18 protein-coding genes and 1 pseudogene are annotated in these 15,426 nt (G+C 32.1%); all 19 read right to left on the reverse strand.

Annotated elements, in window-relative coordinates; translation table 11 throughout:
* Nucleotides 1-228, reverse strand: a pseudogene (locus PW52_RS17645) (esterase family protein); the annotation flags it as partial.
* Nucleotides 229-361: 133 nt separating this feature from the next.
* Entirely contained in the window at nt 362-937 is a 576-nt protein-coding gene (locus PW52_RS15715) for a hypothetical protein (RefSeq protein ID WP_044633940.1), read from the reverse strand.
* A 281-nt stretch (nt 938-1,218) separates the two neighbouring features.
* Nucleotides 1,219-2,472 carry an alpha/beta hydrolase-fold protein gene (locus PW52_RS15720; RefSeq protein ID WP_044633941.1) on the reverse strand — a complete coding sequence of 418 codons (1,254 nt, stop codon included), beginning with the start codon at nt 2,470-2,472 and terminating at the stop codon, nt 1,219-1,221.
* A 132-nt stretch (nt 2,473-2,604) separates the two neighbouring features.
* Nucleotides 2,605-2,961, reverse strand: a complete 357-nt coding sequence (locus tag PW52_RS15725) for a cupin domain-containing protein (RefSeq protein ID WP_044633979.1) — start codon at nt 2,959-2,961, stop codon at nt 2,605-2,607.
* A gap of 148 nt (nt 2,962-3,109) precedes the next feature.
* Nucleotides 3,110-4,060, reverse strand: a complete 951-nt coding sequence (locus tag PW52_RS15730) for an alpha/beta fold hydrolase (protein ID WP_044633980.1) — start codon at nt 4,058-4,060, stop codon at nt 3,110-3,112.
* A gap of 1 nt (nt 4,061) precedes the next feature.
* The gene (locus tag PW52_RS15735) at nt 4,062-4,922 is read right to left on the reverse strand and encodes an alpha/beta hydrolase (protein ID WP_044633942.1); all 861 of its coding nucleotides are present in this window, start codon (nt 4,920-4,922) and stop codon (nt 4,062-4,064) included.
* Nucleotides 4,923-4,968: 46 nt separating this feature from the next.
* Nucleotides 4,969-5,535 carry a hypothetical protein gene (locus PW52_RS15740; RefSeq protein ID WP_044633943.1) on the reverse strand — a complete coding sequence of 189 codons (567 nt, stop codon included), beginning with the start codon at nt 5,533-5,535 and terminating at the stop codon, nt 4,969-4,971.
* 178 nt (nt 5,536-5,713) lie between these two features.
* Nucleotides 5,714-6,316, reverse strand: coding sequence for a hypothetical protein (locus PW52_RS15745; protein WP_044633981.1), 603 nt, complete (start codon nt 6,314-6,316; stop codon nt 5,714-5,716).
* A gap of 65 nt (nt 6,317-6,381) precedes the next feature.
* A complete protein-coding gene (locus tag PW52_RS17580; protein ID WP_165586786.1) occupies nt 6,382-6,531 on the reverse strand; it encodes a hypothetical protein in 150 nt (49 codons plus the stop codon).
* A gap of 642 nt (nt 6,532-7,173) precedes the next feature.
* Nucleotides 7,174-7,719, reverse strand: a complete 546-nt coding sequence (locus PW52_RS15750) for a hypothetical protein (protein ID WP_240475201.1) — start codon at nt 7,717-7,719, stop codon at nt 7,174-7,176.
* Nucleotides 7,720-7,909: 190 nt separating this feature from the next.
* Nucleotides 7,910-8,383 (reverse strand): hypothetical protein, encoded by a 474-nt coding sequence (locus PW52_RS15755; protein ID WP_240475202.1) that lies wholly within the window; start codon nt 8,381-8,383, stop codon nt 7,910-7,912.
* A 255-nt stretch (nt 8,384-8,638) separates the two neighbouring features.
* Nucleotides 8,639-10,372, reverse strand: coding sequence for a helix-turn-helix domain-containing protein (locus PW52_RS15760; protein ID WP_044633945.1), 1,734 nt, complete (start codon nt 10,370-10,372; stop codon nt 8,639-8,641).
* A 301-nt stretch (nt 10,373-10,673) separates the two neighbouring features.
* Entirely contained in the window at nt 10,674-11,150 is a 477-nt protein-coding gene (locus PW52_RS15765; protein WP_044633946.1) for a thioredoxin family protein, read from the reverse strand.
* 67 nt (nt 11,151-11,217) lie between these two features.
* Nucleotides 11,218-11,784, reverse strand: a complete 567-nt coding sequence (locus PW52_RS15770; protein WP_205618145.1) for a CPBP family intramembrane glutamic endopeptidase — start codon at nt 11,782-11,784, stop codon at nt 11,218-11,220.
* Nucleotides 11,706-12,071, reverse strand: a complete 366-nt coding sequence (locus tag PW52_RS17650) for a hypothetical protein (RefSeq protein WP_205618146.1) — start codon at nt 12,069-12,071, stop codon at nt 11,706-11,708. Before PW52_RS17650 ends, PW52_RS15770 begins: the two co-directional genes overlap by 79 nt.
* A gap of 64 nt (nt 12,072-12,135) precedes the next feature.
* The gene (locus tag PW52_RS15775) at nt 12,136-12,897 is read right to left on the reverse strand and encodes an NAD(P)-dependent oxidoreductase (RefSeq protein WP_044633982.1); all 762 of its coding nucleotides are present in this window, start codon (nt 12,895-12,897) and stop codon (nt 12,136-12,138) included.
* Nucleotides 12,898-12,997: 100 nt separating this feature from the next.
* On the reverse strand, nt 12,998-13,429 hold the full coding sequence (locus tag PW52_RS17745) for a hypothetical protein (protein ID WP_240475203.1): 432 nt from the start codon (nt 13,427-13,429) through the stop codon (nt 12,998-13,000).
* Nucleotides 13,430-13,542: 113 nt separating this feature from the next.
* Nucleotides 13,543-14,628 carry an acyltransferase family protein gene (locus PW52_RS15785; RefSeq protein ID WP_044633948.1) on the reverse strand — a complete coding sequence of 362 codons (1,086 nt, stop codon included), beginning with the start codon at nt 14,626-14,628 and terminating at the stop codon, nt 13,543-13,545.
* Between the two features lie 12 nt (nt 14,629-14,640).
* On the reverse strand, nt 14,641-15,234 hold the full coding sequence (locus PW52_RS15790) for an ankyrin repeat domain-containing protein (RefSeq protein ID WP_044633949.1): 594 nt from the start codon (nt 15,232-15,234) through the stop codon (nt 14,641-14,643).
* Nucleotides 15,235-15,426: the final 192 nt, after the last annotated feature.

Consider the following 15,426-nt stretch of genomic DNA (forward strand, 5'->3'; position numbering starts at 1 on the left):
ATGAGTATATCCATCCAATAATATGATAACTGGATATTTTTTATCAACTTCAGATGAATTATTGTATGAATCAGGAAGACTTATTAAACAGGTTCTTTCTTCATCTAAAATATTAGATTTAATAACGAACTTACTTCCTACTATAATATCATCTGTTTCATTCTGTCCAAATGTGGTTTGTACTCCTGAAAGAAGAATATATAAAATTACAAATGTCAAATTTTTCATAGTTTGCTTTATATGTTTGGTAACGGTTATGTATAAGATCATTTGCGTGGTTTAAGCAACTAATTTAGCAGATAAATTACGGGTAGAAAGTCCGCGAGAACTTTCATAAATTGGCTAAAACAAGCAATTAATTTTATACAGTGTCAGCCGTTTTTTTTCTGTTTAATATTTTAATTCCAAGTGTTACTAAGATGACTATTAATGCAATAAAAAATATACTTGTTGAAATGCTTTTTATAACTGAAAATATATTAGTTGTATAAACTGCAGTCTCATTCAATTCGGGATAGTTTTTAAGCATTGTGATAATTCCGATATTTTCCAAATAATCTGCAATTCCAGCAATTATCGGTATTACGCAGAGATAAATATATGGGGAATTTAATTTGTTCAATTTTTTTAAGAAATAACCCAAAAGCAGACAGTAAGAAAGTCCGAATAGCAGTGGGTAAAACATATCAACAGGTATTTGATTGGTTAGATACGTCAAACGTCCATTTTCTCCAAGCGAATTGAATAATTCACTAACATAATTCAAGTCATATCCTGTGGGCATCATATCCAATAATTTAATTCCGTTAGAGAATTCCATTGTTTTGGGAATGGTGACTGTCAGCATAAAAGTGTAAACAAGATTGGTCAAAATAAAAAGACTTAAAACCTTTTTGCCCGAAATATTCTTATCTATGAATTTTAATAATCGTTTCATTTTTTTCTCAAATAAGTGCTAACGATAAATTGGATAGTTAGTGTCAGATTGCTTAGTAGTTTCTTATAAGACTTCTACTTTAGCATTACTTAAATCCGCATTATGAATTAGAAAATCTATTACGAACCAAAAACACTGCAAATCAGCTACTTCGTTTCGTTATCTTCTCTAACCATAGCGATGCTATGCTTTTCAAATTTAACATCCTGATTTATTGTGTTTTTGATTCTCATAACAAAGTTCTAATGCATATTGCGGGTTATACAAAATGTTAGCCTTTGTTATTTGTTTTTTAGTTCTTGAATTCTGTTTTTATAGTATTCGTCATTACTTAATTCAGCAGCTTTTTGCACAAACCTTAGTGCATTAGTAATATCATTTTGAGCTTCATAATAGTCTGCCATTGAATTATAGGCACTTGCGCTGTTGGGGTAATAATCAATATTCGATTTGAAAAACATAAATGCTTTTTCAGGTTGCCCCATTTCTAAATTCATATAGCCATAGCCACTAAACATTTCCTCAATCATTGGAGGGAAGGGATAACCAAAATGCGTTGAATAGATTTCTTCTTGTTTTTCCAATAGCTTAACCAATTCTTCTACTGTCGTTTCAGGATTATTATATTTTTGCGGAGATTTAAACTGGTACCATTTAAAAAGAAAAATCAATCCATCTCTCATCGTTGGGAGCGGAACAGTACCATGTAAATCTTCATTGTACACCTTCCATGAGAAATTTAATCCACTCTGTTTTTGAGAGGTCGCAAAAGTTGAAAAGTCAACGATTGAACGTGCAAACAAAGTGAATTCTGAAGCGTCGTCCATAATATTCTCCATGGTTATTTCTTCATCCCACATGTGTAGCTGTTCTGCTGCTAAAGACACATAAAGAGATTTACCTTTATAACTTTCTGAACTCAGCTTTTCTTTTGCCTCCTTCAATAATTTTTGGTCGTCCCAATCCAAACTTGGATCTATGGCTATATAGTTTTGAAAGAGATGTTTATGATTAACCAACATATTTACCGTAAACAAACCGGCATAAGAATGCCCAATTAAGGTACGATAGGCCGTGGTTGGATATTTATTGTCAATGTATGGGATTAGTTCTTTTTCAATACTTTGGGTGAAGTTTTCCGCACCACCAGTTTCTTTATTCATTGCTTGCCCACGCCTCATTTTAATCTGAGAAGTAGTTAAGTCCCGTATCCTGTTAGTTTTGTTAGAAATTCCAATTAGAATCATATGAGGCAAATAATGTCCCCAATAATTATCATAAATTTCTTCTAAATTTTCTCTCAGAGAAAATCCATCTAACAAATAAACAACAGGATATTTTACACTACTATTTGGGTTATAATTATCAGGGAGTTTAACCCAAAACTTTCGATATTCTTTGAATACCTCTGAATAAACAGAATCAATAATTTCTGTTTGAAATTCACTCGATTGATTCAACTTCGATTGTGCCGATATACCTTGAAAGACAATAATGAGTCCTATTGTCAATACTATTTTTAATCCTTTGCTCATTTTGTTGTTTTTATTAATTGTTGTTTTTTTGTTGGTGGATAAAGTTCTACAGCTATCTATTTTAAAATAGCATGCTTCAGACCTAATATTATTTTAATCCTAAATTGAAATTCTGATGGCACTAGTGTTTCATTATTTTTGATTATTGATTGATTTTGTAATCTCAGAAATCACATTTCCTGTATGCAAAGCTGATTTATTTTCAATAAGCATTAAATGGCATTCCTTTTTAGAACTGACTTTATGATTAATTCCTTTTTTTACAATGAACAAATCCCCCTTTTTCATTGTAAATGGTTCTTGGTTTTCTATTTCAAAAACAAGACTTCCTTTAAGCACATAAAATAATTCATCTTCATTTTTATGGTGATGCCAAGGCACTTTGTTTCCCTGTATTTTTACAAGTTTTATAAAAACATCATTTACTTCACCAATTATTTTAGGAGAATAGTAGTCTTTTATGGTTTTAAGTTGCTCGTTTATATTCATAATATAAAATAATGAAGTTATGTGAAAAGGATATTTATTAATGAGTTTACGCTTATAAAATAGATTCAAAAATTAATGCTTGTTTATAGTCTCTAACAAATTCTGCTTCCTCTCTATAAATTACCATTCTTGTTTCCATTTCTCTTTTTTAGCCATTAAATTCTGCCAACCATTTTAAAATTGATTGATTAGTTTCTTGTGGTAATTCCTGTTGAATGTGATGGCCACAATCTAAACTAATAACATCTAAATTCGGAACGAAATCCTGTAGCCTTTCAAATTTTGGTATCATATCTAGATTGCCATAGATCATAAGAGTAGGCTGTTTGATGATTGGGTTAATATCTGCTAATAAGTGCCAGTTCCGGTCGAGGTTTCTATACCAATTAATAGCGCCATTAAATCCGGAATTGTTAAAGGCCTTTACAAAAACAGACAAATCATCGTCGTTCATAATAGACTCACCAAAAGGCTTTTCTGCTTTTGCAAGGTTCATCATTAACATTCCTGGTTCTGGTGGTGCAAGAGGTACATTCTTACGAAATAAATTACGAAGAAAATTTTCTGTATGGTTCTCTAATACAGCATCTGCAACTCCTGGGTGTTTATTAAAATGAACAAAATAGAAATCGTCTCCAAAAAACGCTTCCATCAACTCAATCCATGGTTTTTTGCCGCGTTCTTGATAAGGTAGTGCAAGATTTATGACTTTATTTACCCGCTCTGGATGTAAGAGTGCAAGGTTCCAAACTACATTTGCACCCCAATCATGACCCACAAAAACAGCATCTTTGTAGTTGTAATAATCAAGTAAAGCTACCATATCACCTGTTAAATGGGTGATATCATATGCTGTTACGTCTTTAGGGCAAGATGAATAACCATATCCTCTTTGATTTGGAACAATGACATGATAACCAGCTTTAGCAAGTGCTGAGATTTGATAACGCCATGAAAAAGCATGTTCGGGAAAACCATGACAAAGTACAATTGGATTGCCAATATTTTCTTTACCTGCTTCAAATACTTCTAACTCAATTCCATTTATTGAAATTATATTTGGACTAGGGAATTCTAAAGATTTTATTTCTGCTATCATTTTAGTATCTGTTTTTATCAATAATTAAATCCTCTATTTTTTTAAAACCTTTTGAATTTGGTACGTGTTTAGTATCTTCAATCAAAACAACGTCTTCTATAGAAGAAAATATTCGTTTGGCTCTTTTAATCAATTTTCTACCAGGAAACATAATATCGTTTTCACAGGCGAAAATGGTAATAGGTGTTTCAATTTGTTGAGCAGATTTTTTAGCTATTACAGGTAATGGTGAAAAGTCCATATTACAATTTTGAAAAGTGGTTCCCATAAACTGGATGGCAAAATTATCAGCATCACTAAAAAGAGCTTTAATGACTTTTTTTAGATAGTTATCATTACCCGTTTTTATAAATTTCTTTAAAGGAATAAACATCTTAAATAATCCTATAAAAGGATTTCCATTTACGATGTAAACTGGCGCTATTAAAAAAACGTTTTTTATGAGTCGTTCGTTAAATTCTAAAGTCTTTAGTGAAATAAGGCCTCCAAAAGAAAATCCTACTAAAGTAACGGCTTTCAATCCTAGTAAAATAATAACTTCCGTTAACCATTCTCCATAATCTAAAGTCTTCATGTCTAACCTGTTTTCAGCACTTTTATTAGGTTGGGCAAGTACGTCTATTGCATAGACACAATATGTTGAAGATAAATTAGGAAATGATTCTAATATTAATGGTGCACAACCGCCTGTGCCATGAATAAGGAGTAATGGAGGGTTTTTTACGTTTCCAGTAATAATAACATTTGTAACGCCAAACTTTGTTTCTACCGATTCTTCGGAATATTCAATATTTAGCTCATTTAACTTCTGGCTATACAGGGATAAGATTTTGTCTTTTCCTTCTTTTGATTTGAAAAACATATACTGTTCGTTTTTTGATTGATGATTGTGATTGGTTTTATCTATGCTAAAATTTATACCCTATTCGCAAGTGCATATTTAATTCCATTTCACTTTTGTTCTTTACATAACCAGCGCGTTTAGCAAATGTGTAACTAAATCCTGCACCAAGACCTGCTTCAAAATCAAAGTGTTTACCTAAATTTCGCCTAATTCCCCAAGTGGGTATAATGGAAAAGTCACTTACTATAGGCGCATCGTCAGTATTGAACAGTGCCAATTCTGGATGATAACCCATCTTTAAAGCAATAAAATTGCCACTATTTCCATCAATTGGTTTTGAGTGCTCTGAGCGTTTTTTGAGGTTGTAATAGAATCTTGGCTCCACAACTATCACAGGTGTGAGTAGAAATGGAGAGTCATAATCATCGTAAAACGTAGATTCCCAAATACCAAAATCAAAACCGAGCTCTGTTCTCAGTGCTATGGTATTTGATAGTTTTGCTTCATTATATGCCCAGATTCCTAGAACTCCAGTTTGTAATCCGAATATTGATTTTTCTACACTTGTGCTTTGAGCTTTGGCGATTAATGTTAGTCCGCACAAAGTCAAGGTAATTAAAGTTTTTTTCATGATAATATTTATTTTAGATACAATTGAACTTGTAAATATGATTTATGTTCAATTTTTTCTCATTACTCAGAACTTACTGTTTATGAAACGTAGCGTATAAATACACACTATATTTCACTTTAGTTCAGAGCTAAATTTTTATATTTTGTCAATAGATAAATTCACTATATATTAAAGTTTATAACCAGCTAAACCCTAATCCTACATTAAAGATTACTGCATCTCTGTGTGCATCTCCATCTAAAGACGCACGACCAAGCACTAATTTAGACTGAACATTAAGCGCAAAGTTTTTCTTTTTGTAAATTTCATAACCTGTACTTGCCATAACGGCGCAACCAAAGTTCCAATCATCATTTACATCATCTTTAATATCATATAGTGCGGGCGAATCTATGGCTAAACCAATTCCGCCATGAATCCACCAGTTGTCTTTTACCCAATATTGTACAGATGGTATAAAACCTCCAAAATTCCTGTCATTACCTTGAAATTCGTATATGTTTCCTGGCATAGCGGCAGTAATGGCAAGATTTTCATTCAACATATAGCCCAACTTTAGATCTGGAAAAACAAACGTTCCTTGAGCTTTATCAAAGGTTTGAATACCTTCACTATCTTCTAAACTGATTAGACCTCCACCTACTGAAAATTCAATAATAAAGCCATCTCGCTGTGTTGAGGTTTCTGGATTTGTGTTTTGAGCGTATGTTATACTTGATACTAATGCAAAGGCTACGCAAGCCATTCTTGATAAGATTTGTTTTTTGATTGTTTTCATTTTAATTAATTTCATAATTGTTCGTTTTTTGATTGATGATTTATTTTGTAATTTGAGTTGTTACATTAAGATTTTTTTGAGTATTCTAACGCGGCACCAATGGCAATTCCAATTGGAAGCCATAAAGCTATGTTTGAGGTTAATAAGCCTACTAATACTCCTGAAAATATGCCTATTGCAAGTCTAATTCCTTTTTTACTTTTAATTGAATTCATAATTGTTCACTTTTTGATTGTTTTTTTTTGATTAGGATAAACTTAAAAAAGGTCTTTAATCAATTAAACTTTATATGATATTCGAATGTTTGTTAATGATAAACTACCTCTTACTAGTTACAAACAGAATTTGTACCTTATAATCATTTGTTAGTACTTATTTTTCCTTAGTTCATCTAATACATAAGTGATTAAATCCATAATAATTAAAAACTTGATTTTCGTTTCTACAAAGATCGATCCAGAAGCAATATGCTTCCTACCCCTTATGAAGCCTTATGTATAAAGTTTGAGGATAGATTGAAAACTATGACGCAGTTATATAAATTATGATGCATATAAGGCTTTCTATCGCATCTTTTATTAATTTTTCTGACTTATATCCATTTTTGGCAGTAATTTATTTTTCAATGACTAAGTTTTCCAAATACCTTAGCGCAGTAGCTACCAAATTCTTTCGATTTATTGCATTTTCATTAAAAGAATCCAAGGTCTCTCTGTCTAGTTTTCGTCCTTTTAATCGCACTGCCGTCAACCTAATTGCTATCAACTTTATTAAATCCGTAGCTCCCATGAAAAAAGAAATATTTACTATTTGGAGTTAAGCTTGGATAGGTTTCGTCAAATTGAGTGTTGTTTTTGCTAAAACCTATATCCTATTCGCAAGTGCATATTTAATTCCATTTCACTTTTGTTCTTTAAGTAGCCAGCGCGTTTAGCAAATGTGTAACTAAATCCTGCGCCAAGACCTGCTTCAAAATCAAAGTGTTTACCTAAATTTCGCCTAATTCCCCAAGTGGGTATAATGGAAAAGTCACTAACTACAGGCGCATCGTCAGTATTGAACAGCGCCAATTCTGGATGATAACCCATCTTTAAAGCAATAAAATTGCCACTATTTCCATCAATTGGTTTTGAGTGCTCTGAGCGTTTTTTGAGGTTGTAATAGAATCTTGGCTCCACAACTATTACAGGTGTAAGTAGAAATGGGGAGTCATAATCATCGTAAAACGTAGATTCCCAAATACCAAAATCAAAACCGAGCTCTGTTCTCAGTGCTATGGTATTTGATAGTTTTGCTTCATTATAAGCCCAGATTCCTAGAACTCCAGTTTGTAATCCGAATGTTGATTTTTCTACACTTGTGTTTTGAGATTTAGAGATTAATGTTAGTCCGCAAAAAATCAAGGTTATTAAAGTTTTTTTCATGATAATATTTTTAGAATTATTTGAATTTGTAAATTCAACCTTATAACCAGCTAAATCCTAAGCCTACATTAAAGATTACTGCATCTCTATCTGCATTTCCATCTAAAGACACACTGCCAAGAACTAGTTTTGACTGCACATTAAGCGCAAAGTTTTTCTTTTTGTAAATCTAATAACCTGTACTTGCCATAACAGCGAAACCAAAGTTCCAATCGTCATTTACATCGTCTTTAATATCATATAGTGCTGGCGAATCTATTGCTAAACCAATTCCACCATGAATCCACCAACGATTTTTTACCCAATATTGTAGCGATGGAATAAAACCTCCAAAATTCCTGTCGTTATCTTGAAATTCATATATATTTCCTGGCATAGCGGCAGTAATGGCAAGATTTTCATTCAACATATAGCCCAACTTTAGATCTGGAAAAACAAACGTTCCTTGAGATTTGTCGAACGTTTGAATACCTTCACTATCTTCTAAACTGATTAGACCTCCACCTACTGAAAATTCAATAATAAAGCCATCTCGCTGTGTTGAGGTTTCTGGATTTGTGTTTTGAGCGTATGTTATACTTGATACTAATGCAAAGGCTACGCAAGCCATTCTTAATAAGATTTGTTTTTTGATAGTTTTCATTATAATTGATTTCATTATTGTTCGTTTTTTGATGGTGCAAATTTGAGGTATAAGAAAACTGTAAACGTCCGAGATTATAATTTCGGACGAATTCAAGTATTAAAATGAAAACTGTTTGAATTTTAAATTTGTTCGGTTAACTCTAGTGGTGTACAAGAGTAAAATAATTTTAAAATCTAAATATTAAGAAAGGATAAGGCATCTAAAAATTAATTTAAATTCTATTAACTGAGATAAAGGACTTGTAACTTTACGTTATTTAGTATTAGATTTTACCCATTTACTAGGTGTAGTGCCCTCTGTTTTTTTGAAGTACGTGTTAAATACGCTTTTAGAATTAAAACCACTGTCATAAGCTAAGCCAAGAATAGTTAAATGTGAGTTTTTTGGATCTATGGCTATTGATTTAAAATGATTTAAGCGATACGAATTCACAAAGTCATTAAAATTAAGATGAAAAGCTTTATTGATTACGTAGGATATTTTATTGGTATTTAATTCAAACACATCAGCCACGAATTTTAAACTTAATTGTGGATTTAAGAAAGGTTCATCCTCTTTAAAATAAGAACCTAATTCCTCTTTTAGCGTTTCTACTTGTTGAGCATCTAAAATGATTGGTGATGATTTTTCTTCGTCTGTTTGATGGCAATCAACGTCTTCAATGGACAAATTAGACTTGTGTAGCTCTGAAAATTCTTTGATATTATGTAACGGTTGTAAAAAAGGTTCTAGCCTATAGTTTATAACCTGCCCACGTCTTTGCTCAATCATTTCTTTTAAGCGTGTAAACCCTTGGTCTGTATAACTTGAATTGCTTAAAATAAACACATCATAGGGAACTGGCATCGTTTCTTCGTTTTGAGATTGTGACCATTTTGTCATCATTTGTTCCGGAACTTCAATATCCTTATTGTTGATAAGTTGAAATAATAGATTTTTCTCCTCTTTCAAGGTAGTATCCTGAATACAATATTGAAACTGTTGGCTTCTGTTTAGCCATATTAAACAGAAACATTTCAAATGATGCGCTAATGCTAAATCAGTATTAAGTGTTAGAGCGTAGTTTACATTTTCTAATGCTTTTTTAAACTTACGTTGGTAGTAGTAAATGCTAGCTAATGTGTAATGGTTATTTGCGGATAGCGGATCTACCTCTAATAATCTATTTGCATACGTTAAAGCCTTATCAAAAAAGCCAAGTGCTATAAAAAGCTCTGTCATAGCTTCTAATCCATCAATATAATTAGGATTCATATCTAAAGCTTTTTCTATATGTATAAATGCATTTTTAAAATCCCATTCACCCCAAAGAAACTTTCCTACAAAAGAGAGTGGATATTCGGGTAATGCTGTTTCTATTTCTTTGGCTATTAATAGATTGCCAACAGCTAAATCCATAGCTTCTTGGTAAGGCATATAACCCCAAACGGCCAATAACCCATAGCATTGTAAATTGGCATAATATGCTTTAGCGTAATTTTTATCTAAGTTAATAGCTTGATTATAGTATGATATGGCTTGATTTAGACTTTCTGGTGTCCATTTTAATTGCAATGAACGCCCTTGTAAAAATAATTGATAAGCCTCGACATTATTTGTAGGTTGTTTAATTAAATGGTCCTGCACTTCAAAATGCCCAAAATTGTTTCGGACTTCATCAGCTATGGCAAGACTCACTACATCTTCCAATTCGAAGATATCTATTAATTCTCTATCGAATTTTTTAGACCAATATTGCGTACCGTATTTTGTATCTATCAATTGCCCTGTTATGCGAATGCTATTGTTTGATTTTCTAACGCTTCCTTCTAAAACAGTAGCCACACCTAATTGATTACCAATATGTCGAACATCAATGTTTTTATTTTTAAATGCAAACGAAGACCGTCTTGCAATCACCTTTAAGCCTTTTATTTTTGATAAGGCATTAATTATTTCTTCTGCAATACCATCACAGAAAGATTCGTTATCAATATCATTACTCATATTGACAAAAGGTAAGACAGCAATAGATTTCTCGTTGATCAAAGTGATGAATTAATCACACAAATGTATAAAATTAAAACTTTAAATTTATGAGAGCCAACGATTGTTGCGCAGTATATTAACTAAGTTTAGAAATAAAAGAAAATAAGACTAAAAACAAATCGATAATTAGGACATTTACTCGTTCTTCTTGATAGGGGATGTTGAGGTATTGTAGTTTTAAAACTTTAGGACTTGTGTTTTTCCATTAAATTGCATGAATTGTTCGTTTTTGTGATTGATTGATGATTTCTGTTTTTAATTAAATGTTAAGAAGCATTTCAAGGAATTTTGATTTCTCCACTTTTCCAACAGCGTAATCAATTACCTCTCCCTTAGGATCAATGAAAATTGTTGTTGGTGTAGCACCAATATTATATTGTTTTACTAGTGCTTTAGAATTTGGGTCATCAATATTAATTTCTAGTGAGACAACTTTAGCATCCATAGCTTTTGTAACCTCATTATCAGCAAAGACTTCACGCTTCATAATGCGACAAGGTGAGCACCATTCCGTGGTAAAGAATACCATAATATTTTTATCAGAATTAAAAGCTAGCTTTTGAGCAGATTCCAAGTTATCTTTCCATGTAATATTATTTGAAGGTGCATAAAATGAGTACCAAGCATACCAAAGCGATACGACAAGAAATGTTAGCCAAAAAAATCGCCAAAAAGGATGGGATTTTCTTTTTATATGCTTTGGAGAATTGTTTGATGTGTTTTCTGAGTTATTCATTTGTATTTGATTTATTTACAGATTGAAAAATTATAATTACTCTGCAAAATCTAAGAGATAAGTTAATTTATATATGTTCCTTCAATCCTTTGTGCCAAAAGTAAATTCCAAAAACACAGGTCACAATTGCAAACATAATTCCGTTTTCACCAAGCCAATGTTCTGTTCCTTCATCTTTTATGGTTAGAGGCGGCATTATTTTTTGAATATACACATTACTGACTGCATGAAAAATGACTGCTGGCCATAGACTTTTAGATTTAAACGTGTAGTAAGTCATAATAAATGACATGGAGACAATTACGATAGTGAAGGTTGCAAATTCTAATAGGACATTGTTACTATAGTAAACTAGCAATGGCCAATGCCAAAAAGACCAAATCAATCCACTAAAAATTGCTACTCCAGTAAAAGACAGTACTTTTCTCAATTCGTAAATAAAAAATCCTCGCCATCCAATTTCTTCTCCCAAGGTGGTTGCAGAAGCTCTTATCACTTCAACAGTGCCTAATAAAAAAACAGCTATGATTGTTATCGCTGTTGGGTTTAAAGTGCCTATGCCAAATAAGCCAAGTTCTTTTCCCCATTCTGTAATGGCTTCGCTTTGGCTAAATTTCCAAAACCTAAAATCCAAATAAGCACATAAGTGATAATACCATATAAGGCAGGAACAACATAAGACCATCGGATATATTTCCAATTTCCCCAATTCCAGTTTAGGGATGATATTTTACGTCCTTTGATTTTTAAGGTTAAAAATGCAGCTATTGCAGGACACCACATGATAGCTCCAACACAGATTCTGGATGGGTATAAATTAACTATTGCATAATGAAATGGTGACGTAAGAGCAATTACCAAACCGAGAAATATAAAGATTGTATTCCAAGTGCTTTTTCCTTCTGTAAATCTTTCTGGCATTTGAGTTTTCATGTTATTATTTTTTGGTAAATGATTATTAAGTCTGCTTGATTTCTATTAAGGTCTAGTTTTTCTTACTTACCTCTATATTTTTTTCAATCAGTGATGATTTATTATAAATTACAGGCATTTGTCCTTTCCAAGTAATCCATAAACTGGCATTACTAATGAGCTTCATCATAAAATGCCCAACATTTATTCTACTTGTTTTTCCTGCATTAAAAATTGCGCTTCTTATTGGAGAAGGATAAATTTCGTAGTCTGAAACTTTATCATCATTAATTAAGCCATCTGGTCTCACTATTACCCATTCAATTTGTTTATTATTTTGCCCTATTTGGGTTCGTAAATAATCGGCTGCTTTTTCATTGTCTACATGAGGTGGTAATACTATGCGAAGTAAACCCACGACACATTTTTCAGCAAATGAAATGGTTTCGTTTAAGTCACGATTACGATTTCCTGTAGTGTTCATTAAAACAAACTTTGTTGGACTTTGAGCATTGTTTGATTTTATGGCATCACATAAGCGTTTCGTAGCATCTGTTACTAATCTTCTTGGTTCCCCATATACACCTTTCCATGTTAAATTGTGACCAAGACAAGATGCCACAGCATTGCAACCACTTGTAATAACACTCATTTCCGTATCGCTTAATTCTAATATACTTGCAGAGATAATTTGTAAGTTTTCATTAGCTTTCCACGATTCTGGTAATTTTTCTGGCGATCTTACAATCACTTTAACTTCGTATTCTTTAATTAAAAGTTGTTCTACTAACTTGCTACCTGTGGCTCCACTGGCACCGACGACTAATACTGTCATTTTGTTTTTATTTTTTATAATTTGCAATACTCAGTTTTCAATAATTTTTAAAAAAGAAATCAAAAGTTAAAGAATGGGTTAACTTATAGTCAAGCATTTTTTAATTTGTATTTCGTAATTCAGCATAAGTATATTTTAGGTTTTTTAATGATTCAATAACCTTACTGTAAGCCTCACGATTTTGCGCAAGCGTTGTCATTCTCGTTAAAACCATATTCTCAAAATAAATGTCTTTTCCGTAAGTGTCTGAAGACGTATCCATTTCCCTAAATTTAACGTTTGGCATCAAAGAATTCTCGTGATAATCTGCAAGGGTTGGTTGATCTGCTAATGAAACGGAGTTTTCATTACAAGATATTAACAATAAGATTAGCACTGGATATAGGCTTTTTATTAATTGAAATACTACTTTTAAATAACTCATAATAAGACTTTTAAAATAATTATAGCACAATGTAAAGCTTATGTCTCTATCACAAAAGGAAAAGTACATGAGCGTAAATAAATCTAATTGTACGTTAGAAAATTTCATAATTGTTCGTTTTTTGATTGATGATTGATTGATGATTGATTGATGAATTATATTTTATTGTTTTGATGTACTGATAACTATTATAAAGTGAAAAGATAAGTTTGAGTTAGATTCTAAATCCTTTTTAATTCTTTCTGTACGACCCTTTTAAATTTCCATTTCAAACCAAATAAAGGTCTCAAGATTGTAATTCTTTTTAAGGTGAATTCATAAATGAGAAAACAGACTATAAACGTAAATACTGTAATTCCTACAAACTCTAGCATAGGATGAAGATCTAATGGCAGAATGAGTAATGCACCTGCATATAAGACAAACATGTGAATAATATAAACTGGATAAACAGCTGCACTCAAATAGCTTAGTAAGGCACTTGGTTTATTAAGGTAACTATAGCCTATTCCAAATAAACCCAATATCCAAGAATTTGATTCTATGGTGGTGATATACATATTTGATAATGACTCAAACCCTGTGAAACGAATCACGAAGAGGATGGCTGCCAAACCGATATATAACCATTTCCACTTTGAAACGGTTTGCCAGAATACTTTACCGCTATATACAAACAGAAATCCAAAAAAGAACCCAAGCAACCCGATAAAAAATCCATGCCAGGTTTTAGCGTATAGTTCAAATAGCTGTGGTTTAACAATACCTATTTCTATCATAAAAAATACGGATATAGATAATGGTCCTAAAGCATAGGTCATCACTTTTGAAATGGCTTTTTTAAATTTTCCATTTCCATTTTTTTTCAAATAGTAAAAAACAGGTGACAACACTACGACATAGACAAAAATGTTTCCTAAAAACCATAGATGTCCCATATGCGGAAAATAACTCAATGGCATATTATAGTAGTTTTGAAAGACTAAAAAGTGTAACGGAGTGATAGCTAAAATACCGAAAACAAAGGGTAAAAGAATTCGTTTACTGCGCTCTATGAATAATTGCTTCCAATTTCTTTTTTTCATTGCAAAATATAAGCCCATTCCCGATACAAAAAACAGTAAGGGTATCCTCCAAACATTGAGCATGGTCATTGGTTTCCAAAGTCCTTCTAAAGCGTCTTCACTTCTTATAAACCCTATAAACATGGCCCAAGGTTGAAATATAATCGCTATATGGTAAATCAGTAATAAACCTATAGCAATGACTCTAAGCCAATCAATATCGTATCTTCTTTCTGTTGTCATCTTGTTTTATGTTTATTGTAGCATCATTGCAACAACAGGACGTGCCTTTTGTAATTCATCAAGATCTAATGTAAATCCCATTGGTTTTAATTGCTGAATTAACATTTCATAGATAGGTTTCATTTGAGCAAAATCTACCATTACTGTTTCCCTTGGTGTAGCTCCATAATTATTACGAACCGTTTTATCAGCTTTTGCATCCATAAGTAATTGTACAATTTCGATTCGCCCGAAGAATGCTGCAGTGTGTAAAGCTGTTCCACCATCATTATTTTTTATAGACAAATCTGCATTTCCATTGATCAATGCTTTCGCTATTTCAGGTTTATTAAAAGTGGCTGCTGACATTAAAGGTGTAGATCCAGACATGGCCTCTTTTTGATTAATATCAGTCCCAGCTTCAATATGTTGCTTAACTGCATCCAAATTTCCCGTTAATACAGCTCCGTGAATATCTATATCAGGTGCGTTTACTGTTTTTGTTGCTTTAGCGGAATCATTTGAACTTGTTTCTTTGTTAGATTGTGCGCATGAACTTGTTAATAAAAGTGCAAAGATTAACATCTGAATTGTCATTCTAATTGAAGTAATTTTAAATGTTTTCATAATTTAATTTATATTGATTAAGAACTTGATTTTTGTTTCTACAAAGATGCGATACTAACTTAGTTGGTTGATAATCCGCATGAAGCCTATTGTGTCAAGTTTGGTGAGAGATTGAAAATTATGACGCAGGAGTATAAATTATGACGCAAAAACTCATTTTTTGATAAAGAACTTTCAACTATAAGCGACATA

This window comes from Neotamlana sedimentorum, assembly GCF_000943565.1.
In the GTDB taxonomy this organism is placed as follows: domain Bacteria; phylum Bacteroidota; class Bacteroidia; order Flavobacteriales; family Flavobacteriaceae; genus Neotamlana; species Neotamlana sedimentorum.

Bases quoted from the DNA above. Each gene is read 5' to 3' on its own strand.
- PW52_RS15720 (WP_044633941.1), bottom strand. From the start codon at position 2,472: ATGAGCAAAGGATTAAAAATAGTATTGACAATAGGACTCATTATTGTC.
- PW52_RS15765 (WP_044633946.1), bottom strand. From the start codon at position 11,150: ATGAATAACTCAGAAAACACATCAAACAATTCTCCAAAGCATATAAAA.
- PW52_RS15760 (WP_044633945.1), bottom strand. From the start codon at position 10,372: ATGAGTAATGATATTGATAACGAATCTTTCTGTGATGGTATTGCAGAA.
- PW52_RS15715 (WP_044633940.1), bottom strand. From the start codon at position 937: ATGAAACGATTATTAAAATTCATAGATAAGAATATTTCGGGCAAAAAG.
- PW52_RS15745 (WP_044633981.1), bottom strand. From the start codon at position 6,316: ATGAAAACAATCAAAAAACAAATCTTATCAAGAATGGCTTGCGTAGCC.
- PW52_RS17745 (WP_240475203.1), bottom strand. From the start codon at position 13,429: ATGAAATTTTCTAACGTACAATTAGATTTATTTACGCTCATGTACTTT.
- PW52_RS15785 (WP_044633948.1), bottom strand. From the start codon at position 14,628: ATGACAACAGAAAGAAGATACGATATTGATTGGCTTAGAGTCATTGCT.
- PW52_RS15775 (WP_044633982.1), bottom strand. From the start codon at position 12,897: ATGACAGTATTAGTCGTCGGTGCCAGTGGAGCCACAGGTAGCAAGTTA.
- PW52_RS15735 (WP_044633942.1), bottom strand. From the start codon at position 4,922: ATGTTTTTCAAATCAAAAGAAGGAAAAGACAAAATCTTATCCCTGTAT.
- PW52_RS17650 (WP_205618146.1), bottom strand. From the start codon at position 12,071: ATGCCAGAAAGATTTACAGAAGGAAAAAGCACTTGGAATACAATCTTT.
- PW52_RS17580 (WP_165586786.1), bottom strand. From the start codon at position 6,531: ATGAATTCAATTAAAAGTAAAAAAGGAATTAGACTTGCAATAGGCATA.
- PW52_RS15725 (WP_044633979.1), bottom strand. From the start codon at position 2,961: ATGAATATAAACGAGCAACTTAAAACCATAAAAGACTACTATTCTCCT.
- PW52_RS15755 (WP_240475202.1), bottom strand. From the start codon at position 8,383: ATGAAAACTATCAAAAAACAAATCTTATTAAGAATGGCTTGCGTAGCC.
- PW52_RS15790 (WP_044633949.1), bottom strand. From the start codon at position 15,234: ATGAAAACATTTAAAATTACTTCAATTAGAATGACAATTCAGATGTTA.
- PW52_RS15730 (WP_044633980.1), bottom strand. From the start codon at position 4,060: ATGATAGCAGAAATAAAATCTTTAGAATTCCCTAGTCCAAATATAATT.
- PW52_RS15740 (WP_044633943.1), bottom strand. From the start codon at position 5,535: ATGAAAAAAACTTTAATTACCTTGACTTTGTGCGGACTAACATTAATC.